Origin of the sequence: Mesorhizobium sp. M1A.T.Ca.IN.004.03.1.1 (assembly GCF_003997555.1) — a bacterium.
Lineage (GTDB): Bacteria > Pseudomonadota > Alphaproteobacteria > Rhizobiales > Rhizobiaceae > Mesorhizobium.
Map to the genome: position 1 here is coordinate 930978 of NZ_RZTV01000001.1, position 24827 is coordinate 955804.

A 24827-nucleotide genomic window follows, 5' to 3' on the forward strand; every position below is an offset into this window, starting at 1 on the left:
GACTAGACGTCTCAGCGTCACGCCGGCGTTCGGCGCACCCTATTCAACCGGCACGTACTCCCCGCCCCGCCAGACGTACCAAACCCAGCTCTGCCTCGTGAGGTCGCCCTTGGCGTCGAAATCGACCCTGCCAATGACGGTGTCGAATTGCTGTTCGCGCAGTGCCGCTATGACCGCCTTTGGCGCCAGCGAACCTGCCTTCGCCACCGCCTGGGCCCAGACCTGCACCGCGCAGTAGCTCAACAGCGTATAGCCCGCGGGCTCGAAGTTGTCCGCACGGAACTGCTCCACGATCGCGGCCGCGCCGGCATTTCGCCGCGGGTCCGCCGGGAAGGTGAACAGGGTCCCCTCCGCCGCTGAGCCTGCGATCAGGGCGAATTCCTCGGTAGCCAAAGCATCTCCGGATATGAGCTGAAGCGTGTAGTCCCGGTCGCCTGCAGCGCGAGCGATCAGCGCAACGTCGGCATGATACCCGCCCACATACAAGGCCGAAATGCCGGCGGATTGCAACGCAGCGACCTCGGCTGAATAGTCGTCCTTCCCAGGCCTGTATGCGTCGTAAAAAGCTTCAGTCACGCCCCGTTTGTTCAGCTGCTTCCTGGTCTCGTCGGCGAGACCCTTCCCATAGGTCGAATTGTCGTGAAGGATTGCGATCTTCTTGTCGCCCCAGTGATCGGCAAGGTAGTTGCCGGCGATGAAACCCTGCGCGTCGTCGCGGCCAATGGTGCGGAAGACATTGCCACGGCCCTGTTCGGTCAGCTGCGGATTGGTCGAGCCTGGGGATATTTGCACGACGCCCGCCGCCTCATACACTTTTGATGCGGGGATCGAGGCTCCAGAGCAATAATGCCCGACGACGAGCACCACCCCGTCGGCCACCAGCTTCTGGGCGGCCGCGACCGCCTGCTCGGGATCGCAGAAATCGTCGACCGAGATCAGCCTCACCTTCTGGCCGAGCACGCCACCCGCCGCGTTGAGGTCGGCCACCGCCCTCTCCGCGCCGCGTTGCCCCTGCTCGCCGATCCAGGCAAGCCGCCCTGTCATCGCAGACGAGACCCCGATCAGCACTTCAGCCCTCGCGGAACTGAACACGGCCGCCAGAACTAGGATCGCTAGGGCGATGACACGGTGCATGTTTTGCACCCCCTGTGAACAGTAGCTTACGCTAATCCAGTCACACCCGACAGCCCCTTCGGTAAGCGCGAGTGCCTCGGATGTGACGCGAAAACACCGCCCCGGCGCACGGGCCTAATTCTAAACCGTCGGGCATGAGCGCTCTCCATTCAAGCCTGTTTTCAAGTCTTGTTTGCCTGCAGGAAATCGCGGGCTATGGTTTGGGACTTTTGTTCTACGTTCGAAGCAGGCGCGGGTAAGACGGCGTGGCGCATAATCCTCTGGTTTCAATCGTGGTTCCTGCGCACAACGCCGAGGCAACGCTGGCGCGCGCACTCGATTGCCTTCTCGATCAGGATATAGCGGATTGGGAGGCGATCATCGTCGATGACTCCTCCACGGATCGCACCCCCGCGATCATCGCCGGTTATGTTGAGCGCGATGCCCGATTTCGCACATTGAGCTCTTGCGCGCACAACGCCGCCGGCGCGCGCAACAGCGGGATTTCGACAGCGCGCGGCCAATGGCTCATGTTTCTGGATGCGGACGATTGGGTGGATGCCAGCTTCCTTGCGAAAATGCTGGCCGCTCTGAAAACCGCTCCCGATGCGGTGGCCGCCTATTGCGGTTCTCGGCGCGTGATGCCCGACGGCGAACTGACCCCGTCGAGCATCTCAACAGAGGTTGCGATCGAGCCCTTCGAAACTTTCGCGCGCCGGCGCGCCATTCGCACTCACGCGCTGCTGGTCGATCGGAAGACAATTGTCGAGTTGGGCGGTTTCGATGTGTCGCTGCGCACCTGCGAGGACTGGGACCTGTGGCAGCGTCTCGCACGTCTGGGCAAACGTTGGGTGATGGTCGACGAGCCTCTCGCTTTCCATCGGGTCAGCCCCAACTCGCTCTCCTGCAATTCGACGCAGATGCTGGCAGATGCGGCAATCGTGATCGTCCGCGGCTTTTCTCCTGATCCCAGGGTCGAACACCCGGCATCGGTTCACGCCAATGGAGCGATCGACGCGAACGGCTGCTCCGCTGCCGAAGCACTCGCGTGGTTCGCGCTGTGGAACGCCGCGTCGGATTGCGGCCGCGGCGCCTGCTCAATCGACGCGCAGTCCCTGCGCGCGGTCCCGGCAGCACGCAAATGGGCGCGTGAGATCGCCAGGGTGGTCTTCGATGGCCTTATGGTAGGAAGCCTGTCGGTGCCAGCGCAATTGGCTGCCAGGTGGGACAGGTTCGGTGGCCCCCTCACCGAGTTGATCGTCGAACTCGGCAGGGTCTGGTACGATCCCGCAGCGGGTCGCCGCGTCCAGTATCACCTTGAGCAAATGCTTCTCGACTCCGACGATCTCGCCGCGCCGCGCAGACTGACGCGGACACTGGGAATTCGCGTCGACGTTGGAAATCCGGCCTCCACCGACCTGCCGGAAGGAATCGATCGAATTTATGCGTATCTGATGATGGACGGCCGGATCGAGGCTCGCGTGCAGTTCGGCGCGCTCGGGAAAGTGACAAGGAACCATTGGATTGAGTTGGCCTCGCAGAGCGGCGTCGCCGACAAGTCAAACATGTCTGAAGCCGAGGCATCGTTGTCCATGGCGGAGCCTCCGTCCGATCCGGATAGCCACTTCGGCAAGCTGGCGCGATTGGCCGCGAAAGCGCAGGAACTGGTTCGGTCGAGCGCCGAACCTGCAGAGCCATTTGCGGCACCGCGCCGTAAACCGGCCGCGGATGACAACGGTACTGATCGCACGTCGTTCTGGAATCGCCGTTTCGCGACCGAGGATCCCTGGAACTATCGTTCGCCCTATGAGCAGGAAAAGTATGAGCGGCAGCTCGAAATTCTGCCTGCCGGTCTCATCGGACGGGCGCTTGAGCTGGCCTGCGCGGAGGGCCACTTCACGCGGCAGCTGGCGCCGCGAGTCGGCCATTTGACCGCAACTGACATCTCCAGCGTAGCCGTCGAGCGGGCGCGCGCGCGATGCAGCGGTCAGCCGAATGTCGACTTCGGCGTACTGGATTTCTCCGCGGAAACGCTTCCGGGCAAGATGGATCTAATCGTCTGTTCGGAAGTGCTCTACTACCTGGACGATCTCGCTGAGTTGCGGCGCATCGCCAAGAAATTTGTTGAGGCGTTGACGCCTGGCGGCAGTGTCGTCAGCGCACACGCATTCGTGCTCCGAGACAATGTTGAGAGGACGGGCTTCGACTGGAACACATTCGGCGCACAAGCGATCTCGGAGACGCTGGCGGCGACCGAAGGCCTCGTCCTCGAGCGATCGATCCAGACCGAGCTCTATCGCATAGACCGCTTCCGCCGCCTGTCACCGGACGGCGTGGCGACGGACCCGGTGATTGATCATGTGCCAATCCACGCGCCCATCGGTGTTGGAGTCGCGCGAAATATCGTCTGGGGCGGGGCACGGGCCTTGCGCCGCGACGTCGCGCGCAGCGAGCGGCGGCAGCATGTCCCTGTCCTCATGTACCACGGCATCGCCGATGATGGTCCAGCCGCGCTCGCCCGTTTTCGGCTCACGCCCGCCGCATTCGACCGCCAGATGGCATGGCTGCGCGCCAATGGCTTTCACGCCATCACGTCCGAGCAACTGGGATGGTCCATCGCCAACCGTGAACCTTTCGTTGGCCGCCCGGTGCTCATCACCTTCGATGACGGCTTCCAGAATTTTGCCGACCATGCTTGGCCGATCTTGCGCGCGAACGACCTGACCGCGGAAGTGTTCCTGGTAACGGACTTGGTAGGGGAAAGTGCACGGTGGGACATCGACAGCGGTCCGCCGACGCAGCTTATGGACGCTGGGACGGTGCGACGTCTCGCCGGCGAAGGTGCGTTCTTCGCAAGCCATCTGGCGACGCATCGCGCGATCGATGGTCTGTCGAGTTCTGATTTGGCCGCCGAGCTCCTGCGCTCTCGCATGTTCGTCGAACGGTGGACCGGTCGGCCAACCACGGCGTTCGCGGCACCCTTCTCTGTCACCGACCGACGGCTTGGCCGGCTGGCCAGGGAGTGCGGCTATCGGATCGGCTTCGGCGGCAAACACGGGCCGGCGGATCTCGATTGCGATCCCATCGACCTTCCGCGCATCGAGGTTCGCGGGGATCGCTCGCTCGAAGACTTTGTTGCGCGTGTCGAGGCCGTGCTCGGATGACCGGTCAACAAACCGGGTTCTGCTTTTTTATCGGTGTCCCGCCCGACTATCTTGTTCGCAAGTCTATTGAACGACCTGGGATACGGCTGACATCAGCTCCTGCGGGTTTGGCGCCCCAAACATGTATCGCCCACCCTCTGGAACCTCCGTGAAGCTCCAGCGGACCACCCCCTGCCGGTCCAGCAGGAATTGACCGATCAGTTGTCCGTGTCCCGTTGCCATCATCTGCTGGTCGGCCTCGGTCACTTCGTAATGGTCCTTCTTGTCGAGGAATTCGCTGGCCGCAAAAGGATCCATGGGAGCGGGCAACTCGCCTGGTATGTCGACCCGCATATCCTTTGCCGCTGCCATCGAGACCTTGTACGGCCAGTTCGTGTCATCCTGGGTGAATTCAAGATTGGGCAGTCCAAAAGCACGATGCGAAGCGCGTTCAGGGTCGGAAGCCGCAAGCAGATTCGGCATCGGGTGGTAGCGGAAATAGAGACGCGCCCGTTCGATCGGCGTGTTGACCACCGTCAGGCTTTCCACCCCCTTTTCGCGCAGTTCCGGATCAAGCCGCGCCTGGGCGGCGATATGGCGTCGGCAAAACGCACAATGCAGACCTCGAAACAGGCCAACCAGCACCGGTTTTTGTCCGCGGAAGTCGTCAAGCGCGATCTTGCCTTCCTGGGTTATGGCGTCGAGCACCACGTTCGGCGCACGATCGCCTGGCTGAAGCGGTACCAAGTCAATACGCGCGGACATTGTTCAACCTCCCACCCGGCTAGTCGAGAAAAGGCAGCACCACAAGCGCTTCCGGGTCTAGCCCGTGCTGGGCGCATATACCCTGCGCCAGGGAAAAGTAGCGTTCGGCCTCGGCCAGATTGTCGAGGTCGAGATTAAGCGTTGCCAGACCATCATAGCACGGAAACAGCAGTTGGGGTTCACTCGTTTCGCGCGCTACGTCCAGTGCTTCATGGAACAAGCCAACCGCCAGTTCCGGACGACCGTTGCACTGGTGGATCTGCGCAAGCACGATCAACGGCACCGGCAGGTGCTCGCGCTGGTCGAGTGCCCGGTCGATCTCGATGGCCTTCTCGGCAGCAGGCACGCCCTCCGTTGGGCAACGATCCGTGAAAGTACAACAAGCAACCGCCAGGTTCGCGAGGAGGCGCGCCTGAAAGCCCAAATCACCAATATGGCGCGACACTTCAAGACCGCGCCGACAGACCTTTATCGCCTGTGCCGGATCGATGGTCGTGTAAAGCACGCCGAGATTGGTATAGCCGCGGCAGGTCGCGCCCAGCAGACCGGCGGCTTCGGCCAGTTCAATGCTACGCTCAATCTGGCGCACCGCTTCAAGGTTTCGCCCAAGGCGAGCCAGCGCGACAGCCTTGGTGTTGAGTGCCTCGGCGGTCACAAGAGTGGCGTCACGCCCTTCCTCGGAGACATGCTCCGCTGTCAGAGCGCGTACGCCATCCAGCGCCGCGTCTGCCCATTTTGCTGCAAGAGCGTGATCTCCGCTACGGAACGCCTGTCGGCCACGTTCTTGCCACAGCTGCGCCTGCTCGATCGGGGCATCCGCTCCTTCGAGGAGCGCTGCGGCTTCAGCATAGCGGGTTTCTGCGTTGTCCCGCTTGCCGACGTCCCAGAGCAGCCGACCGATCTTGCGCAAAACTCGTGCCGACGCGACGCGATTGCCTGACTCCCGATATGCCTGCAGCACCGTTTCGTAGTGCTGGTGCGCGACCTCGCGGCGGCCCACCGGGCCGCTCAAATCGGCAATGCGCTCCGCGATTGCCAGCTTGAGCGGCGTTTGCCCGATCGCGCCCAACGCAGCCAGCGCTCGCTCATAGAAACGAAGGGCGTCGTCGTTGGCGTATATCATGCGAGCGCGATCGCCCGCCGCCTGCAAGTAATGCGCGCCTTTCTCCCGCTCCGCGCTCTGCGCGAAATGATGACCGAGCACGGTCAAATCCTCGAGCCGTTCCGGCTTGTCGCCACACAGCTGCTCCAAGGCGGCACCGACCCGCCCGTGGATATCGGTCCGGCGTTGCAACAGCAGATTCTGGTAGATCACGTCCTGCAGCAACGTTTGCGTAAAGCGGTAGCTTGGCGACGAGATCGAGCCTGATCCGGCGACCTCCTCGATGATTTCGGCATCGCAAAGCAGTTCGCAGCCGGCTTCCAAGCGGCCGGGTTCGGCTGTCACGGCTTTCAAAAGTGTGGCATCGAAACGCGGGCCGATCACCGCGGCTTCCTGGGCCAACCGGCGCACCTCCTGGGGCAGCCGGTCGACCCGGGCAAGCAGCATTGCCTGGATAGTGGCGGGAATGCCGGTTGCGACTTCGCCTGCCGCAGTCCGCCATCGCTGGCCCTCGCGCATCAGCACACCGCGATCGATCAGGCCGCGAACGATCTCCTCTATAAAAAGCGGATTGCCGCCGGCGCGCTCGAGGATCTGGTCGACAAGCCTGTCTGCGGACTTTACCCAGCTCTCCCCGAACAGCGCCGCCAGCAGCCCGCGTCCGTCATCAGTGTTGAGCGGCGAAAGCCTCAGCGCTGTGTGACTGACCCGACTTGAGTCGAGCTGGTCGTTGTCCGGCGCCGGACGATGCGTGACCAGCAACATCAACCGCGTGCGTTCCAACCTGTCCATCACGAAACGCAGCGCCTCGAGCGACACGGCGTCGGCCCAGTGCAGATCTTCGACGACAATCAACAGCGGCGACAACGCAAGCCGCCTTTCGATGATCGTGCGGACTGCGTAGAGAATTTGCCTCCGCAGCTGCTCGGGCTCGACATGCTGCAAGGTGGCATCGGGGTCGCCAAGGCCAAGCACATGGTAGAGCAAAGGCATCAGCCGCTTCGCCTCCTCGCCCTGCAGGCCGAGGTCGGTCAGCAAGCCTGCGAGCTTCGCCCGCATTTCGTCCCCAGTATCGCTTTGCATCATCCCGGCAGCGCTGCGCACCACTGCGCCCAAGGCGCCAAAAGATTGTTCGCCCAGCGGTGAGCATGTGGCCTGCCGCACGGCGACGTTGCGAAAACGATCCTCGTCGCCGACGCGGGCGACGAACTCCTTCACCAGCCTCGATTTCCCGATACCGGCTTCTCCGACGAGGCGAACAAGTTGGGCCGAGCCGCCGCACGCCTGGTCAAGGCTGGCCAGCATTCTATGGAGCTCCGCACCACGACCTATGATCGGCGCGCTCAGGCCGAGCACCTCGAGCCCACGCGCTGCACGCGGCAACGCAAGCGGTGCGTCCAGTCGATGGACGAGCACACTGCCTGCTTTGCCGCGAAGCACAACATCGCCCAGCGGCTCGAAAGAGAAGGCATGCCGGGTCAGCCTGTGAGTGAGTTCGCCTACCAGAACCTCACCCGGTGCGGCCAGCGATTGCAAGCGTTGCGCCGTATTCACGGTATCGCCGGTCACCGAATAGGATTTGGCGGTGCCGATGCCCAATCCGCCGGTGACGACCGGACCAGTGTTTATGCCGATGTGGAGCAACAGAGGCGAGCCGGAGTGGGGAGCGCTTTCGCCGAGCCGCGTCGTCCGGGCCATCATGTCGAGAGCGGCGCGAAGCGCACGTTCCGGATCGTCTTCATGCGCGACCGGGGCACCGAACAAGGCAAGCAATGCATCGCCGATGAATTTGTCGACGAAACCGCCAAAGTTTCGCACGGCTGCCGTCAATTCCTTGAACAGTTGGTTCTGCAGCGCTTGCATCACCTCGGGGTCGAGCTGCTCGCTCAGTGTCGTGAAGCCGCAAAGGTCGGCGAACAGGACCGTCACCGTCCTGCGATCGGCTTCAGAGACGGGATGCAACCCATCATCTTCGCTTTCGATGTTCGCGAGCAGCGACGGAGTTCGAGAAGGCGGCACAATGGTCCGGCTTGATGTCGGAGCAGGCCGTTCGACGGCTTTTGCCGTCGCACCGACGCTTGCCCCACATTTCGGACAGAACTCGAAATCGGGTGCGCACAGGTAGCCGCAGCTGGCGCATGGCACGGGCTGGCGCCTGCCACACTTCGGACAGAAAGCGAAACCGCCCTCGACCTCGAAACCGCAGCCCGAGCAGTCCATCGAGCAAGACCTCACTGGAGCCATGACGGCGTGATCTCGCCACGCACTTCACGGCCGGGTATTCAGACAAGAATGAACCGATAGTCGTCGGCCAGCAAGCGGCAGCGCAAATGGGGCATCGAGCGATCGGTCCAGGCCCGGTGGCAGAGCGCTGCCGACTCGCGCGTCTGCGTAGCCGTCGTCCACGAAAATTCCCTCTTAGCCTCCGCCTTCCTGCTATTATGGAGCCGAGGACACGTGCCCATGAGCGAAAACCGGAAGCTGGCCGCAATCCTCGCTGCAGATGTGGTTGGATACAGCCGGCTCGCGAGCGAGGACGAAGATCGTACTTTGGCGAGGTTGCGGGCACTGCGCAGCGACCTGATTGATCCAATCATCGCAGTGCACAACGGGCGGGTGATCAAGCGCACGGGGGATGGAGCGCTGGTCGAGTTCCGCAGCGTGGTGAATGCCGTGCGCTGCGCCGTTGAGGTTCAGAACGGCATGGTCGAGCGCAATGCCGGCGTGCCGCAGGACCGCCGCATCGAGTTCAGGATCGGCATCCATCTGGGCGATGTGGTCGAAGAGAGCGACGGCGACCTGATGGGCGACGGCGTCAACATCGCCTCGCGTTTGGAGGGCGTCGCGGCGCCCGGCGCCATCTGCCTGTCCGAGGATGCCTATCGCCAGGTCAAGGCGCGGCTCGACCTCTCGGTCAGCGATCTCGGCAGCACACAGCTCAAGAACATCGCCGAGCCGATCCGGGTCTATTCGCTACAAGTCGGCAGCGCCGGGACCAAGGCGGCCGCGACCCCGGAAACCGCGGCAAGCCGGCCCGCGACGGCAGCGCCGCCGAAACTGTCGATCGCCGTCCTGCCGTTCGCCAACATGAGCGGTGACGCCGAACAGGATTACTTCGCCGACGGCATTTCTGAGGACATCATCACGGCGCTGTCCAAACTGTCGCAGCTCTTCGTCATCGCACGCAATTCGTCGTTCACCTTCAAGGGCCAGAACGTCCATGTGCAGGAGGTGGGCTCGAAGCTCGGCGTGCGGCATGTACTTGAGGGCAGCGTACGCAAGTCGGGGAACAGGGTGCGCATCACCGCGCAGCTCATCGATGCAACCTCGGGCGGCCATCTTTGGGCAGAGCGGTTCGACCGCGACCTGACTGACATATTCGCGGTGCAGGACGACGTGACGCAGCAGATCGTCGGAGCCTTGGCGCTCAATCTCACCGAAGGCGACCGTCAGCGGCTGGCGCCCGAGTATGCGCGCAACACGCAGGCGTATGACTATTTCATGCGGGGCCGGGAGCTGTGGCACCGGCTGACGAAGGAGACGAACGTCGCAGCCCGCGACCTCTTGCAACGTGCGATCGAACTGGACCCGAAGTTTGCCTCTGCCCACGCCTTCCTCGCCCTCACGCACGGGCTCGATTACCTGAACAGGTGGAGTGCGTCGCCGCCGGAATCGATGGCGCAAGCGGAAGAGGCTGCAACGCGAGCGGTAACGCTGGATGACAGCGATCCCTGGGCGCACTGGGCACTGGCTATCGTGAAGCTGTATACACGACGGCACGATGAAGCCATCAACGAGGCCGAGCACGCGATAGCTCTCAATCCGAACTTCGCCGAAGGGCACGTGATCCTCGGCGAGGCGCTGCACTATTCGGGCAGATCCGAACAGGCGCTCGAGAGTTACGCCCGGGGCAAGACCTTGAATCCATACTTTCCGGATGTGCTTCTGCATTTCCAGGCTTTGGCATCGTTTCAACTCGGAAGGTACGAAGAGGCCGTTGACCTCTTGCTGCAGCGGCTGGCTCGCAACGCTGTCACCGATGTCTCGCGCGCGCTTCTGGCCGCCAGCTACGGCCATCTGGGCCGTTTCGCCGAGGCCCGCGAGGCATGGCAGGAGGTGCTTCGCGTCAATCCCGACTATTCGCTGGACTACCGACGCAAGGTCTTGCCCTACAAGAACCCTGCCGATTTCGAACTCATCGTGGACGGGCTCCGCAAGGCCGGTATCGTGCAATGACAGGTGAGGCCATGTCAGGTCAGGCCTTGAACTGCGTTCATTCGCGAATGGACTCTCCGCGAATAAAACCTGATGCGAAGCTCAGGTCGCCTTGATCTCTGCCTGGCCGATCTTGCGCCATCGGGCGTCTTCCCGAACTAGTTTCAGGTAGTCGGTCGTCTCGGCAAATGTTTGCAAGCGATACTGCCGGAGCAGATCCGCGAAGAGCGCCCCTTGCGGCAGGCCGGCAAGCTGCTCGCGCACCGAGATCTTTTCATCGATGACCCGCACGCCCCAGGCATTTTCCCGAACCTGCAGCTCCTGAGCCAGATCGCGCTCTTCCGGCGCGTTCTCGTCAAGCGCGGCCAGCAGGATCGAGTGGAAAAGCGCCACATAGCCAATCTGTCTCAGGCCGCCCACAACCCGCACGCGCGGCAATATGGCGAGCACGAGGAACGTGAGGAACAAGTTCGGCAGCAGCACGCCTTCCAGTAGCGCCTGCTTGAGATGCGTTCGCTCGAACGGGATGGAAAGACCATGCCGCCTGTCGGGCTCGATCAGATGGCCGTTCTCGAGGACGAGCTTGCGCACGCGCTCGTCGCGGATGCCCCAGAAATAGGCTGTGGCATTGGGCAGGAATCTGCCAAATGGTCTCGATGCGGTCTCTTCCAAGGCACGTTCGAGACGCTGGCGCCTCGCCGGCTTAAACAGCAGCCTGGAAAGAAGGCTGCCGTCATATTCCAGATGCCGAGCCATGGCGGCCGCGGCCAGCCGATCATCGATGAAAACCGGCCAAGTCATGTCGGAACCATCCCAATTGGCGACCAGATCCTCGTTGAGGGCTGTGACCGCGTCGGCCGCGGTTGCAAACATCTTGTCCCGGCTGGCAAGCAGTGTGCCCAGCCAGCGGCTGGCATCCGTTTCATCACCAACCGCTTCGAGCGCGCGTTTGTTGAGGAAGACGGGACCGGCCGCGCAGGCGCTTTTGCGGCAAAGCTTGTGGCGCCCCATGCCAAACAGGTTGACCTTGTCGTCGCCGACATCGAGCCATCCGGGCCCCTCCCGGCCGATTGTCTCCATGGTCATCGTCGTTCCCATGAAGCAGAAGAAGGCCGAGAGCCCGCTTTCGACCGCGCCGAGCCAGGCAAGCAGCAGGGCGTCGAAGGTGATCCGGTCCATCAGAAGCAGACAGTGCAGGCCGGACTGAATGACCGGTCTGTGCTCGAACTCGTCGAGGGCCTTGCCGACCTCTTCAGGCTGCATGATCGCACCAAGACGCTGATGCAGCACGTCGCGCAGGATCGAGCGGGCAGCGATCGCCGGGTCCGATGCAGGCCTTGCCACCGGCCGCCACAGATGGCGGGCATAATCGGAAACCGGTGCGTTCCAGTTCTGCTCGATGTCACGCACGACCTCCGGGCAGAGCAGCGACAGCACAGCCAGAATTTCCACTGGAGGCGTAGGGATTGGGTCAGCCACGGCGGTCATCTGTCCCGTCTGGCGGCTCGCGGTGCAAACGCCAAGGGAGACCAGACTTTCTGGATGCCGGCCCACACATGGATCGTCAACTCGATCAGAACGGTGTGAGACGAAGTTATCCTACAGAGCTCTCCATCGGCAACCGCCAGTTCGCCGACTCGGCTTGGATTGCTAGATTGGACAAACAGTTAAGACCGAACAGCGGACCTCAGAATCGCAGCCGGGCCATGCTGAGGAGGTCGTGGTACTGGCCGTCGGTAAAGCCGGCCTTCACATGCCGACCTTCGACCTCGAAGCCATGGCTTTTGTAGAGGCGCATGGCCGGTTCGTTGTCGGCGTAGACGGTCAATTCGACCCGCTTCAGAGCGCGCCAATTGTCGGCCACGTCGAGCAGCGCGCCAAGTATGGCAGAGCCGATGCCTTTGCCGACAAAGGCATCGTCAAGACCGATATTGATCTCGCCGATATGCGAACGGCGCGGCGAACCCTGCACGACCAGGCTGCCATGGCCGACGACCCTGCCCTCCACCTCCGCAACGATCCAGGTGGTTTCCTGGCCGGACTTGGCGATGCGCCGCTCCACCTGCTCCACCATCTCGAAAGGCATCCTGAGCGTGCCCCAGCGGAAGCCCGGCATGTTGAAGATGGCGCAAAGCGCCTCCGCATCGCTTAGCCGAACGGATCGGAGCTGCGGCTGGATTTTCTCGGAGGATGGCGAGGTTGTGCTGGTCATAACGTTCCCGGCGATGGCAATCGGCACGGTACGATGCACCCTACGTCACCTGAAAATCCAGCCGTCTCTAGAACCTATGATGCCGATTGCGAGCTAAAATACCGAGTGGCGGCGAAGAGTTTGAAGACACCGCTGATGCCGATCCAGGCGAAAAGGGCAAGCCAGCACAATGTCCCGATCGCCGCCCAGTCGATCCGGTGCACGGCAGCGTCGGTGATGACGAGTCCAACAATGGCAAGCAGGCCAACCAGCAACTGCGCCAAGCCCAGCACCAGCAGTTCCTCGCGCCGCGCGCTTCTCCAGACGACATATATGCCGCCCGCCCCCGCGAGGAAGATGGCGCTGTAGACCTGAGCGTGGAAGCCATCGACCGGCCATGGCCAGAAGCTGCCGAATGTCAGTGGGAACAGCAACAGGCCGACGCCATAGAGCCCAAGGACTGCCGATTCCACCGGCATGTAGCCGCGCCATGCGGGCCTTAAGGTCACGCCTTTTGCAGAAGGACGGGCCCTGGCCCGCCATAGGAACAGCCCGGATACCGCGACCGAACCAAGATAGACCAGAAACCAGAGCCAGGGCGCTTTGCGCCCGAAGTTGAAATAGCCGAGATTGATGAACGACGCCACCGACACGATGACGGTGAAGATGAGCGCCATGACGAGCACGAGCCTGCCGGGCGACCAGCGATTCCAGAACAGCAGCGCCGCCATCACGACCATTTCGGCGGTGTAGAAGCCACCAAGGAAGCGGGCATTGAACGGGGTGACGGCCCACGGCCAGCGCGGCTTGACCAGCACGGGCGCGAAGAACAGGCCGGCGCCTACGGTCAGGACGATAATGACCACCAAGGAAAAGAGGCGCAGGGTGCCGGGAAACGGCGGATTGTCGGATGTCGGCATCGGGTAGCCCGCATAGATAAATGCCCATGGATCATCATAGTGCCGGTTGCGGCCGGCGAAAATCCACCAAACGGACTTGATGTATCGCCCGGCTTGTCTATTCGAATGGCCGTAGGGTCGGTTTCGAAGTAAAATGGCGCAGTCGGACCAGGACCGGTCCGGTCAACACGTTTCGGCGGCGCATTTCTTCCGGAGCCTGCACGATGAACGAAGCTCAGGATCTGTTCTCGCTTCTGCGGCAATCGACCGATGTCGATCCGCGGGCAATCGATGCGATCAAGCGAACCATCGCGGAGGGCAAGGACCGCGAGCTTTGCCGCATCAATGCTCTAGCCTTCGCCAGCAAGCATGGCCTCGACGAGGAACGCGCCATAGGCGCCTTTCTGCATGCGGCGCGGGTGGGCCTGTTCGACATTTCCTGGAATGTTCTATGCCCGGGCTGTGGCGGCGTGCTCGACAGCAACGCCACGCTGAAAACCCTGCAGAAGGACGAATATACCTGCGCGCTGTGTTCCGAAGGCTATTCACCGACCCTCGACGAGATGGTCGAGGTGACATTCACGGTCAGTCCTCGCGTGCGCAAGATTGCCGCCCACAATCCACACGAACTGCCGTTGGTGGAGTATTTCCGCCAGATCTACTGGGCGTCCGGCGTCGACCTGCCGGAAGAGGATTTCGCCAAGACGATGGAAGCGTTCTCGCTGGAGGATATCGAGCTTGCGCCAGGTGAAAAGGCTGTTCTGCCCGTACAGCTTCCGTCCGAATTCATCATCGTCTTCGAGCCGGTCACCCATTCAGTGCAGTTCATCGACGTCAAGGGCGAACCGGCAAGAGAGCGCCGAAGCCTCTCATTGGTCTTCGACCGCGAGCATGTCCAGAACCAGACGCTGGAGATGCAACCCGGCCCGTTGCGCATTTCGCTGGAAAACAGGACCGACACCCGCGTGCTGCCGACGGTCTTCATCGCCGGCCAGGAATTGCATGATCTCCTGGGCAAACGCCGGCCGTTCCTGACAGCCAAGCGCCTGCTCACCAACCAGACGTTCCGCGATCTCTATCGCACCGACACGCTCGACATCAACCAGCGCCTGAAGATCACTAGCCTCACCTTCCTGTTCACCGACCTGCGCGGATCGACCGAGCTTTACGAGCGGGTTGGCGATCTTTCAGCCTTCGATCTCGTGCGCGTGCATTTTCAGGTCCTGCACGAGATCGTCGCGTCGGAGGCAGGCGCGGTGGTGAAAACGATCGGCGATGCGGTGATGGCGACCTTCGCGACGCCGGATCGTGCGATTGCCGCGGCCCTGAGGATGCGCGATGCCATGCGTGCGCTCAATGAGAAGAGCGGGCGCGAGGATCTGCTGCTCAAGATCGGAGTCCATGCCGGCCCGTGCATTGCCGTGTCTATGAACGAGCGACAGGACTATTTCGGCCAGACGGTCAACATTGCTTCGCGGGTCCAGAACCTTGCCAACGCACAGGCGATCTTCGCCACGCGCGCGGTGGTCGACGACAATCTCACCGCCGATCTGTTGCACAGGAACGCGCTGACGCCCGTGCCCCACGAGGTCTCGCTGCGCGGCATCGAGCGGGAGATAGCAGTATACACGATCCCCTGAAGACTTGGGCCGTTTCGGCCTCAGACACGCCTGCAGACAAAATAGCGATCGGCGGGTACCGAAGGCGGCAGTGGAAGGCGCTGCAACTGCGGGTGATCGAGCGGCGTGCCGCTGACCGCAATGCCTCCGACGCGAAGCAGGCGCGCGGTTAGTTCGGGAAGCCAGGTAGAGGTCACTGCATCGCGATCTTCATAGCCGGTGCCGATGTCGGCATGAACAAGGGCGGCCTCGATGCCGATGAACCTGCTCGCCGTCTCGCGGATTTCGCCGAGCACGAGGTTTTCAGCTTCGGGAATTGAGCTGGCGTGTGCGGCAAGTGCGCGGTCGAACGCCACGATCCGTCGGCCGGGCAGACGCTCGCGCAGATGGTGGAACGTCCGGCCATTGCCGAGGCCGAGCTCAAGGATGGGACCCTCGATCTTCGCCACCTCCGCGCAGACTTGATCGAGAATGTCGCGCTGTGCCGTCAGCCTGCGGATGAAACTTTCGAGGCGACTCATATGCGTCTGTGTGTCCTGAACCAGCTCAAGAGACCGGCAATGCCCGCGACCAGGATAAACCCGAGCAACGTGTTAGCCCGATCCGGCGTCGCCGCATATAGAGGCGAACGTTCAACACAGCAACAACCGAACAGGCCCCCGACGAACTGGGCGGAGTCTGCGCCTTGAAGCGCGGCGGACTGGCGATGTCACTTGTAGGGGTCCGCAGCGTCCCGCAAGCCGTCGCCGAGGAAGTTGAACGCCAGAATGACGAGAATGACGGGGAGGATCGGCAAAAGTAGCCATGGATAAAACGCGATCACGCTGACGCTGCGCGCCTCGGTGAGCAGGATGCCCCAACTGGTTATCGGTGCCCGCAGCCCGAGCCCGAGGAAGCTCAGCGCCGTCTCGCCCAGGATCATGCCGGGTATGGAGATCGTCGCCGTCGCGATCAGATGCGACATGAAGCCCGGAATGAGGTGCCGCCGGATAATGCGGCCGCTGCTGGCGCCCATCAATTGCGCGGCCAGAATGTAATCCTCCTCTCGCAACGCTAAAAGCTTTGAACGCACGGCCCGCGCCAATCCGGTCCAGTCGAGCAGCCCGAGAATGACGGTGATGCCGAAATAGATCAGGATCGGACTCCAAGTTATCGGCATGATCGCAGCCAGAGCCAGCCATAGCGGAATGCTGGGGATCGATTGCAGAACTTCGATTATCCGTTGAACGATCAGGTCGAAGATGCCGCCGTGATAGCCGGCCAGTCCGCCGATGACTATGCCGAGCAGGAAGCTGAAACTGATGCCGACGAGGCCGATCGTCAGTGAAATGCGTGCACCATAGATGATGCGCGAGAGCACATCGCGCCCCAGCCTGTCAGTGCCGGCCAGGAAGAGCTGGCCGTTTTCGGCAGGGCAGACAAAATGCCTGTCACCTTCGATCAGGCCCCAGAACCGGTAGCTGTCGCCCTTGCAGAAGAAACGGATCCGCTGAACATCATCCTGTTGGTCGATGTAGTTCCGCTTCAGCGTGTCCATATCCAGCGTCATTTGGCGGCCGTAGACGAACGGCCCGACGAACTGGCCGTTGTGGAACAGGTGCACCCGCTGCGGCGGCGCATAGATGTAGTCCATGTTGCGCGTGTGCAGATTGTAGGGCGCCAGGAACTCGCAGATCAGTATCGCGAAATAGAGCACCGCCAGGAATATGCCGGATACAAGAGCAAGCCGGTGCCGTCGAAATTTCCACCACATCAGCCGCAACTGCGACGCCTGAAAGACCTTCGACTGCTCCGGCGTCATTGCCTCGACCGACTGCAGGTCAAAGGGCGCGATGGAAACATAGTGTTGCAGCGGAGCACCCGGAGCGGGAAGTGGCGATTGCGTGTTCATTTGGTACTGCCGCCCTGCAAACGAATTCGTGGATCAAGCAGTGCCAGCGCCAGATCGGAAATCAGCACGCCGATGACCGTCAGGAAGGCGAGGAACATCAGGAACGACCCTGCCAGATACATGTCCTGGCTTTGCAGCGCCTTGATCAGCATCGGCCCGGTCGTTTCCAAAGACAGCACGATCGCCGTGATTTCGGCACCGGAAATGATGGCCGGCAGGATAGAGCCGATGTCCGAAATGAAGAAATTGAGCGCCATGCGCAGCGGGTATTTGACCAGGGTCCTGAAGGGATGAAGGCCCTTGGCGCGCGCCGTCACGACATATTGCTTGTGAAGCTCATCGAGCAGATTGGCGCGCAGCCGCCGGATCATGCTTGCCGTGCCCCCGGTGCCGATGATCAAGACCGGGATCCAGAGATGGGCGAGGATCGACTTCGCCTTGGCCCAGCTCATCGGCTCGCCGAGATATTGCTGGTCCATGAGATGGCCGACGGACGTGCCGAACCAGATATTGGCGAAATACATCAGGATCAGCGCCAGCATGAAGTTCGGGATGGCAAGGCCGAGAAGGCCGAAGAAAGTCAGGCCGTAGTCGCCCCAACTGTATTGATGCGTGGCGGAGTACATGCCGATCGGAAAGGCGATGAGCCAGGTGAAGAGGATCGTCACGAAGGAAACCAGCACGGTCAGCCACATTCGGTCCCCGATCACGTCGCGAACCGGCAGCTCATATTCGAAGGAATAGCCGAAATCGCCGTGCAGCATCCCGCCGACCCAGTAGAAGTAGCGAATGACCGGCGGCTTGTCGAAACCATAGTCCTTCCGCATCATCTCGATGCGGTCGGAATCCACCGCTTCGCCCTGAGCCCGAAGCTCGGCAACATAGCTGTCGAAATAGTCGCCTGGGGGAAGTTCGATGATCGTGAACACAAGCGCCGATATGATCAGCAGCGTTGGAACCATTACGGCAAGGCGCCAGACAATATATCGAAGCACGCTCAGGACTCTCCAAGCCAGAATGTATCGGGCATGTAGACACCGAAATAGGCGGTCGGGTCGTAGCCGTAGAGCGCCTTGTCAGGCAGATTGCGCAGCCGCGAGGAGGCCAGAACCGGCTGATATGTTCCGTTCACCGTGCCGATCGAAAACACCTGATCGGTGTAGATCGACAGCATTGAATTCCAGATTTCAGCGCGCTCCGTGGCTTCGGTCGATGCGTTCCAGCGCTTGAGTAAGGTCATCAACTCGACCACCGGCGGAAGATCGGGCGCCTCGCCGAGCCTGCCACGAGACAAGTAGTGAGCACCCCAGAGCGGCCATTGCAGTTGGTCGTCAATGGTGGGGGCCAGCTGGTACGGGTTCATGTCGGCGGTCGGCACGCCATTGTCGATGCCCGACCACATCGACATCATGATCTGGCCGCCAAGCGCGCGACTGCGAAAGATGTCGCGCTGCGAAGTCCGGATGAACAGGGCGATACCGATCTGGCGCCAGTGATCGCTGATGAGCTCGAGCGCATCGGTTTCCAGCGTGCTTTCGCCGGCCGTTTCCACGACGATCTGCGCCGGGCGTCCATCGGGAAGTACCCGCAGGCCGTCATCGTCACGCGCCTGAAGCCCGACCTCGTCGAGCAGGGCATTGGCCTGATCAGGATCGTAGGTGACCCAGGCTTTCGCGAATTCGGGCCGGTAGAGCGGGCTCTCCGGCAGGACCGTATCGGCACTTTCCTGCGCCAATCCATAGAACACAGCCATATTGATCTCGCGCCTGTGCACAGCGAGCGAAAGTGCACGACGCACGCGCACGTCGCGAAAAAGGCCACGCCAGACTTGGTCGGCACAATTCAGATTGGGCAGCAGCGCCAGTCGCGAACCCTGTGTGCGTTTCCAGAGATGCATCTTGACCGGGTAGCGCTTCTCCGCGTCCTTCAGGAAGGAGTAATCGCTGAAATCAATTCCCATGCATTGCAGGTCGCTCTCGCCCGCGCCGGTCTTGGCGGAAATAATCGCCGACGAGCTCACATTCATGACAATCCGGTCAACATAGGGTAGTTGCCGGCCATTCTCGTCTATGCGGTGAAAGAACGGATTGCGCTCGAAGACGAACTGCTCAGCCGGCGGCTTGGTCCGGTTCCGCCAGGGATCGAGCGTCGGCAGTTCCGGGTTCTCCGGGCGATACTGCCGCGACATGCGGATATGCAGGAGCGTCCATTTCTTGGCCCTGTTCTCCTCCATCAGGCCGGCGAGCCGGAATGGATCCTGGTATTTCTTGTGGAACTGCTTGAGATAGGCGGCCGGCAGAACAAGCGATAACGGCGAAGCAGCCGCGAGCTTGGGCAGGAAGTCGGGATTTGGCGCATCCCAACTATAACGGACCGTCAACGCATCGACGATCTCGAAGCGTGGCGGCTTGCCGTCGGCCAGCAGGGCCGGGGCGAGCCCGCCTTGCGAAAGTTCGTCGTTCAGCCAGACATCTTCCCAGCAATAGCGAAAGTCCTCCGGCGTCAGCAGGCTACCGTCAGACCATTTATGTCCTTCCCGTATCTTGAAAGTGAAGACGCGATCGTCCGCTACCTCGAAACTTTCAAGAATGTCGGCTTGCAAGTTGAGCTTTTGGTCATAGCCGACCAGGCGAGCATATCCGTAGATCGTCATCATCCGGATATCTTTCTGACTGCCGATGATCGTGCGCAGCGTGCCGCCATACTGGCCGGGCTGCCGCCCCATCGCAGCGAGATTCAACACGCGCGGCTTCTTGGGCAAGCGCTCGGAGAGTGCCGGCAGCGCCAGGGCCTTCAGCAGCGGCTGAAGAAACTGCGGCTCCAGATCGCCTGCGTGCAATGTGCCCGGCAAAACCGCCGAAGCCATGAGTCCGAGGACGGTGCGCCGGCTGATCAATGGCGTAGCTCGCTGACATCGGCCGAACGTCGGGCCAACACGAGGTGGCCGCCACCAAGATCGAGCGGCGACAATACATCCTCGTCGCCCTCGTCGCGGAATTGCGGTCCCCATGCGCTGGTGTCGGAAGCGCCGCTGAGCTTCAGCGTCTTGAAATCCATCGGCCTGTCGAGGTCGGGGAAAGGTACTGCGGCGACGAGTGAGCGCGTGTAGGGGTGGATCGGTTTCCTCAGCAGAGTTTCGCGTGGCGCAAGCTCGACGATACGCCCGCCGCACATCACTGCGATTCGGTCTGCCATGTAGTCCACCACCGCCAGATTGTGCGATATGAACAGGTAGGTCAGGCCCAGTTCCTTCTGCAGGTCCTTCAGCAGGTTCAAGATCTGCGCCTGGACAGAGACGTCGAGCGCCGAAACCGGCTCGTCGCAGATCAGCAGTTCAGGGCCCAGCGCCAACGCGCGCGCGATGCCGATACGCTGACGCTGCCCGCCGGAGAAACTGTGGGGATAGCGCTTGATGAAGCGCGGATCGAGCCCGATCGCCTGCATCAGGCTTTTGACAGTGGCGAGTCGGGACGCGGCATCGCCACGTTGATGGATCTCCAGCGGCTCGCTCAGGATGTTCTCCACCGTCATGCGAGGTGACAGCGATGAAACCGGATCCTGGAAGACCATCTGGATTTTGGCGCGCAGCATGCGCAGGGCGTCTCCCTCGCCTTGCAAGACGTCGATCGCTCCATCGCGGCCGTTGAACGTCACAGAGCCGCCGCTAGGGGTGATAGCCCGCATAAGGATCTTGCTGACCGTGGTTTTGCCGGAGCCGCTTTCGCCGACCAGCCCCAGGCACTCGCCGCGCCTGATATCGAAGCTCACGCCGCCCACGGCGCGAACCGTGGTTTGATGATCCCCGCCAAACAATCCGGACTTGCGGATTGTGAAGGTCTTTTTCAGATCCCTGACCGACAACAGGATATCGTCTGGCCCCTTCGACGGCGGCGCCGTCTGCTTGCCGAGCAGGTTCTCGACATTCACCGGCACCTCGCGCAGCGCCTTTAGCCTTTCGCCAGGCTTCAGGTCGAAATGCGGAACGGCTGCCATCAGGCCCTTCAGGTAGGGGTGACCTGGTCGGCGGAATATCGCCTCGACAGGTCCCGCTTCCATGATCTCGCCATGGTACATGACCACGACCTCGTCGGCGACGTTGGCGACCACGCCGAGGTCGTGGGTGATCAGCAGCATCGCCATGTTCAGCTTGGTCTGAAGGCCGCGCAGCAAATGTAGGATTTGCGCCTGGATGGTGACGTCCAACGCCGTCGTCGGCTCGTCGGCGATCAACAGGGCGGGCCGGCAGATAAGCGCCATGGCGATCATGGCGCGCTGACGCAATCCTCCTGAAAGCTCAAAGGGATACATATCATAGGCGCGTTTGGGACTCGGAAAGCCGACAAGACCGAGCATTTCCTCGGTCCGCGCCTTGCGCTCCGCCCGAGCCATGGGGGTATGAATCTGCAAGGATTCGCTGACCTGGTTGCCGATCGTGTGCAGCGGCGACAGCGATGTCATCGGCTCCTGAAAGATCTTGCCGATGCGGCTGCCTCTCAATGCCCGGATTTCGGGTCCATCACGCGGCATCTTCAGGATATCTTGCGTGGTGCCGGGCCTTTCGGGATCGGAGAACAGGATACGGCCGCGAACATGGGCTGATCCCGGCAGAATGCCCATCACTGCCTGGCTGAGAACCGATTTTCCGGAGCCGGACTCGCCCACAAGCGCGGTAACCTTGCCGGGCAGGACGCGAAGATTTGCGCGCCTGACGGCATGCAACGGTCCGCCGATGATGGCAAAAGAGATGCCAACATCCTCGATCCGCAGCAGATCAACACCCGAATTCATTCCACACCAGCCCCAATCTGGCAGGTTCGGAAGCGAGACTAACCTATTGCCAGCTTAGAGCAACTTGGATTCGGAACGGTCGCCAGCGGCGGAACCGGCGAGCGGACTGTCTATCTGGGGCCCTTCGGATCAGGTCGTGGCGGTTACTGGAGCTTGCTCGGGTCGCCCGCCGACAGCCGCGCGGCATCGCGGTGAAGCAGCATGACCTGCTCGGCGTCCGATCTTCGGTCATAAACCGGCTCCAGCGCACCGTCTTCATCGACTGCGAGAGCACCCGACAGATCGGGTGAGAGCACCGTCAGCTTCTGCTTGATGCCAGCCAGTTCCTCGCTGCCGAGCGTCAGCCAGTTGCTGGCGCCGCAATAGCTGGCGAAGTCCTTGCTGGCGAGAATGCTGTGCGGATATTTCTTGGTCAGTACCTGGAGACGCTGGACCTCGTTTACAGCCGATCCGAAGACGGAGAATGTGAGCCGGTCGGTAAGCCCGACATTGCCGAACATCACATTGCCGACATGTAGACCGATACCAAATTTTATGTCGGTTAGCCCCTTTTCCTTTCTGCGCAGATTGAGATCCGTCACGCGCGCTGTGGCGCTGCGCGCTGCCGCAAGAGCAGCCTGGCAGGCGATCTCGGACTGCGAGCGATGCCTTTCGCAAGGGTAAACGGCGATGAAGCCATCCCCGATGAAACTCATGATCTGCCCCCCTTTGCGATTGAAAGGTGCAGCAACGGCGTCGAAAAACTGGTTCAGCGTATCGATATAGATTTCACGGCCGGAGGTTTCGGCAAGCCTTGACGACCCGCGCATGTCGCCCATGACCAGCGCGGCCCGGATTGTATCGCCCTCGCCGCGCTTGATCTGACCGTCAAGCACGCGCCTGCCGGCGTCGCCGCCGAGATAAGTGGTCATCATGTTGTCGGCGAGCTTGGTGAGCACCGCCATCTTGGTTGCCATAGCGAGATGGTTCTGGATGCGCAGCAGCGCCGAAATCATGCTGTCGCTGAACCCTGCGGCACTGTCGGTGGACCAGGACCCCATCATGCCCTGACTGGCGTTGCCGTTGAAGGAATGCACGAAAGCCAAATAGTCGGTGACGCCTATAAGCCTGAGATCATCGAAAACAGGAAACTCTGAAGGCAGCGACGGGTCGAGCCGGCGTCGCAGGTGGTCGAGCTTATTGCTGAGCAGATGATAGTATGGGCTGGTCAGGAACCTGTCGGACGGCGCGCCGGGCTCATTGCGGAAGCTTTCGATTTCTAAGCCTCGGCCGCGAACCCAGGTGAAGCCAAGCGCATCATAAAGCGGATGAAGCATCGAAAAGCTCAAATGCACCCGCTTCAACGGCAGGCCGGCAGCAGCCAGCCGTTCGCAAAAGCCTTTTACCAATGTTTCCAGGTCGTTGCCGGCAAGTACCGATTGGTTCAGCCAATCGGCTACCTTATCCATGAGAATGGTGGAAATTTCTGCTTGCGTTGTGCTCATGCTATCTCGAAACTCCTCGAAGACGAGGCATTGTCCTTTGATCCGCCCACAACACAGTCCGCCAACGACCCCAAGAAGAGATCCCCGAAGTCAATGAAGCCAGCTTTGGCAGGAAAAGCCGGCGAAGAACTTCGCAACTGGCTGTCCGTGCGGGCGAGCGACAGGCTAACTGTATCTATTTACTCGCGGCATTATGTGTCGACGCTGCCGGCCGAGTGCAACCACGATCCTGACATCGAGCAAAGAATTCGCCGGCTCAGACCGCCATCAGGCCTTTACCACCGTCTCTCGGGCTAGCCCGAGGCGGCCGAAAACATTGCGCGTGTCGACGATCAGAAGGGCGTGATCGGCGATCGCCTGATAGTCGATCGCGTCGTGGTCGGTTGCAACGACGACAGCATCGAAATCCTTCAAGGTCCCCTCGCTCAATTCGACAGACCGACGCCCCTTGATCGGCATATGCTCCCGTGTCGCCGGAATTTCTCTGACGTGCGGATCGTGGAATTCGGCCTTGCCGCCCCATTCCTCGATGAGTTCAATGAGCCGCAATGAAGGGCTCTCGCGGATGTCCGGCACATTCTTCTTATAGGCGAGCCCAATGATGAGAATGCGCGAGCGGCTGAGCGCCTTGCCGCAACGCCGGTCCAGCGCCCTGGCCAGTTCATCGACCACATGACGCGGCATAGCCGTGTTGATCTCTGCCGCCAGTTCGATGAAGCGGGTCGGCAGTTCGTATTCGCGCGCCTTCCACGTCAGGTAGAAAGGATCGATGGGGACGCAGTGCCCGCCAAGTCCGGGCCCAGGATAGAACGGCATGTAGCCGAAGGGCTTGCTCTTTGCCGCCTCGATCACCTCCCAGATGTCGATGCCCATCGCACCGAGCACGACCTTCAACTCGTTGACCAGGGCTATGTTGACCGAGCGAAAGATGTTTTCCGTCAGCTTGACCGCCTCGGCGGTCGCGGTGGTGGAAACCGGAACGACGGTCTTGACCACACCCTGGTAGAAATCCTTCACGAGCGCCGCCGCTTCAATGCCGTCGCCTGCCACGACCTTGGGGATCGTCGCGACTTCAAAGCTGCGGTTGCCGGGATCCTCGCGTTCGGGCGAGAAGCCAAGGAAGAAGTCTATCTTCGACTGCAAGCCGGTTTGTTCCAGGATGGGCTTGATCACGTCGTCGGTGGTGCCGGGATAGGTGGTCGATTCCAGCACGACCAACTGGCCGAGACGCAGATGCTTCGCGATGGTGCCTGCCGTGTTCCTGACAAAGGAGAGGTCTGGCTCGCGGTTTTTCGTCAGCGGCGTCGGAACGCAGATGACGATGACATCGCAGGCGGCCAGTTCGGTAAAATCCGCAGTGGCGCGAAACCGTCCGCTCGCCACCTCGACGGCAAGGGCAGTGGACGTCACCGCCTCGATGTAGGATTGCCCGCTGTTCAGATTCTCGACCTTCTGGGCTTCAATGTCGAAGCCGAAAACCGGGAAGCCGGCGCGTGCTACCGCGACCGCCAGCGGCAATCCGACATAACCCAGTCCGATCACCCCGACTTGCGCGGTGCGCGTCGAAATCCGGTTCAGCAGACTGTCATATGTCGATCGTGAGGCGTCCAAAAATCT

General features: G+C 61.5%; 16 protein-coding genes. 3 read left to right on the top strand and 13 right to left on the bottom strand.

Annotated elements, in window-relative coordinates:
• Positions 1–39: 39 nt before the first annotated feature.
• Positions 40–1134 carry a branched-chain amino acid ABC transporter substrate-binding protein gene (locus EOD29_RS04485; protein ID WP_127246015.1) on the bottom strand — a complete coding sequence of 365 codons (1095 nt, stop codon included), beginning with the start codon at positions 1132–1134 and terminating at the stop codon, positions 40–42.
• Positions 1135–1379: 245 nt separating this feature from the next.
• On the opposite strand from EOD29_RS04485, the gene EOD29_RS04490 reads away from it, so the two are divergent.
• Entirely contained in the window at positions 1380–4277 is a 2898-nt protein-coding gene (locus EOD29_RS04490; protein ID WP_127246016.1) for a trifunctional glycosyltransferase/class I SAM-dependent methyltransferase/polysaccharide deacetylase, read from the top strand.
• 63 nt (positions 4278–4340) lie between these two features.
• Here the strand turns inward: EOD29_RS04490 and EOD29_RS04495 are convergent, their stop codons facing one another.
• Positions 4341–5021, bottom strand: a complete 681-nt coding sequence (locus tag EOD29_RS04495; RefSeq protein WP_066994127.1) for a redoxin domain-containing protein — start codon at positions 5019–5021, stop codon at positions 4341–4343.
• A gap of 19 nt (positions 5022–5040) precedes the next feature.
• A complete protein-coding gene (locus EOD29_RS04500) occupies positions 5041–8343 on the bottom strand; it encodes an adenylate/guanylate cyclase domain-containing protein (RefSeq protein ID WP_127246017.1) in 3303 nt (1100 codons plus the stop codon).
• A gap of 243 nt (positions 8344–8586) precedes the next feature.
• Between EOD29_RS04500 and EOD29_RS04505 the strand changes: the two genes are divergently transcribed.
• Positions 8587–10359 carry an adenylate/guanylate cyclase domain-containing protein gene (locus EOD29_RS04505; protein WP_127246018.1) on the top strand — a complete coding sequence of 591 codons (1773 nt, stop codon included), beginning with the start codon at positions 8587–8589 and terminating at the stop codon, positions 10357–10359.
• Between the two features lie 81 nt (positions 10360–10440).
• Here EOD29_RS04505 and EOD29_RS04510 read toward each other — a convergent pair whose 3' ends face one another.
• From EOD29_RS04510 to EOD29_RS04520, 3 genes are all read right to left on the bottom strand, one after another.
• A complete protein-coding gene (locus EOD29_RS04510) occupies positions 10441–11826 on the bottom strand; it encodes a hypothetical protein (protein WP_127246019.1) in 1386 nt (461 codons plus the stop codon).
• Positions 11827–12025: 199 nt separating this feature from the next.
• Positions 12026–12550, bottom strand: a complete 525-nt coding sequence (locus tag EOD29_RS04515) for a GNAT family N-acetyltransferase (RefSeq protein ID WP_095823327.1) — start codon at positions 12548–12550, stop codon at positions 12026–12028.
• Between the two features lie 74 nt (positions 12551–12624).
• A complete protein-coding gene (locus EOD29_RS04520; protein ID WP_127246020.1) occupies positions 12625–13449 on the bottom strand; it encodes a hypothetical protein in 825 nt (274 codons plus the stop codon).
• 203 nt (positions 13450–13652) lie between these two features.
• Between EOD29_RS04520 and EOD29_RS04525 the strand changes: the two genes are divergently transcribed.
• Positions 13653–15068 (top strand): adenylate/guanylate cyclase domain-containing protein, encoded by a 1416-nt coding sequence (locus EOD29_RS04525; RefSeq protein WP_127246021.1) that lies wholly within the window; start codon positions 13653–13655, stop codon positions 15066–15068.
• A 20-nt stretch (positions 15069–15088) separates the two neighbouring features.
• Here the strand turns inward: EOD29_RS04525 and EOD29_RS04530 are convergent, their stop codons facing one another.
• From EOD29_RS04530 to EOD29_RS04560, 7 genes are all read right to left on the bottom strand, one after another.
• Entirely contained in the window at positions 15089–15568 is a 480-nt protein-coding gene (locus EOD29_RS04530) for a class I SAM-dependent methyltransferase (protein WP_067326330.1), read from the bottom strand.
• A gap of 188 nt (positions 15569–15756) precedes the next feature.
• Complete coding sequence (locus EOD29_RS04535) at positions 15757–16938, bottom strand: ABC transporter permease (RefSeq protein ID WP_127246022.1); 1182 nt, start codon at positions 16936–16938, stop codon at positions 15757–15759.
• Positions 16935–17933 carry an ABC transporter permease gene (locus tag EOD29_RS04540; protein ID WP_066994096.1) on the bottom strand — a complete coding sequence of 333 codons (999 nt, stop codon included), beginning with the start codon at positions 17931–17933 and terminating at the stop codon, positions 16935–16937. Before EOD29_RS04540 ends, EOD29_RS04535 begins: the two co-directional genes overlap by 4 nt.
• 2 nt (positions 17934–17935) lie before the next feature.
• Complete coding sequence (locus EOD29_RS04545; protein ID WP_095823329.1) at positions 17936–19834, bottom strand: ABC transporter substrate-binding protein; 1899 nt, start codon at positions 19832–19834, stop codon at positions 17936–17938.
• Positions 19831–21726, bottom strand: coding sequence for an ABC transporter ATP-binding protein (locus tag EOD29_RS04550; protein WP_067326322.1), 1896 nt, complete (start codon positions 21724–21726; stop codon positions 19831–19833). The genes EOD29_RS04545 and EOD29_RS04550 overlap by 4 nt, the downstream gene beginning before the upstream one ends.
• A 143-nt stretch (positions 21727–21869) precedes the next feature.
• Complete coding sequence (locus EOD29_RS04555; RefSeq protein WP_066994087.1) at positions 21870–23210, bottom strand: adenylate/guanylate cyclase domain-containing protein; 1341 nt, start codon at positions 23208–23210, stop codon at positions 21870–21872.
• A gap of 267 nt (positions 23211–23477) precedes the next feature.
• Positions 23478–24821, bottom strand: a complete 1344-nt coding sequence (locus EOD29_RS04560; RefSeq protein ID WP_067326315.1) for a nucleotide sugar dehydrogenase — start codon at positions 24819–24821, stop codon at positions 23478–23480.
• Between the last annotated feature and the right edge of the window lie 6 nt (positions 24822–24827).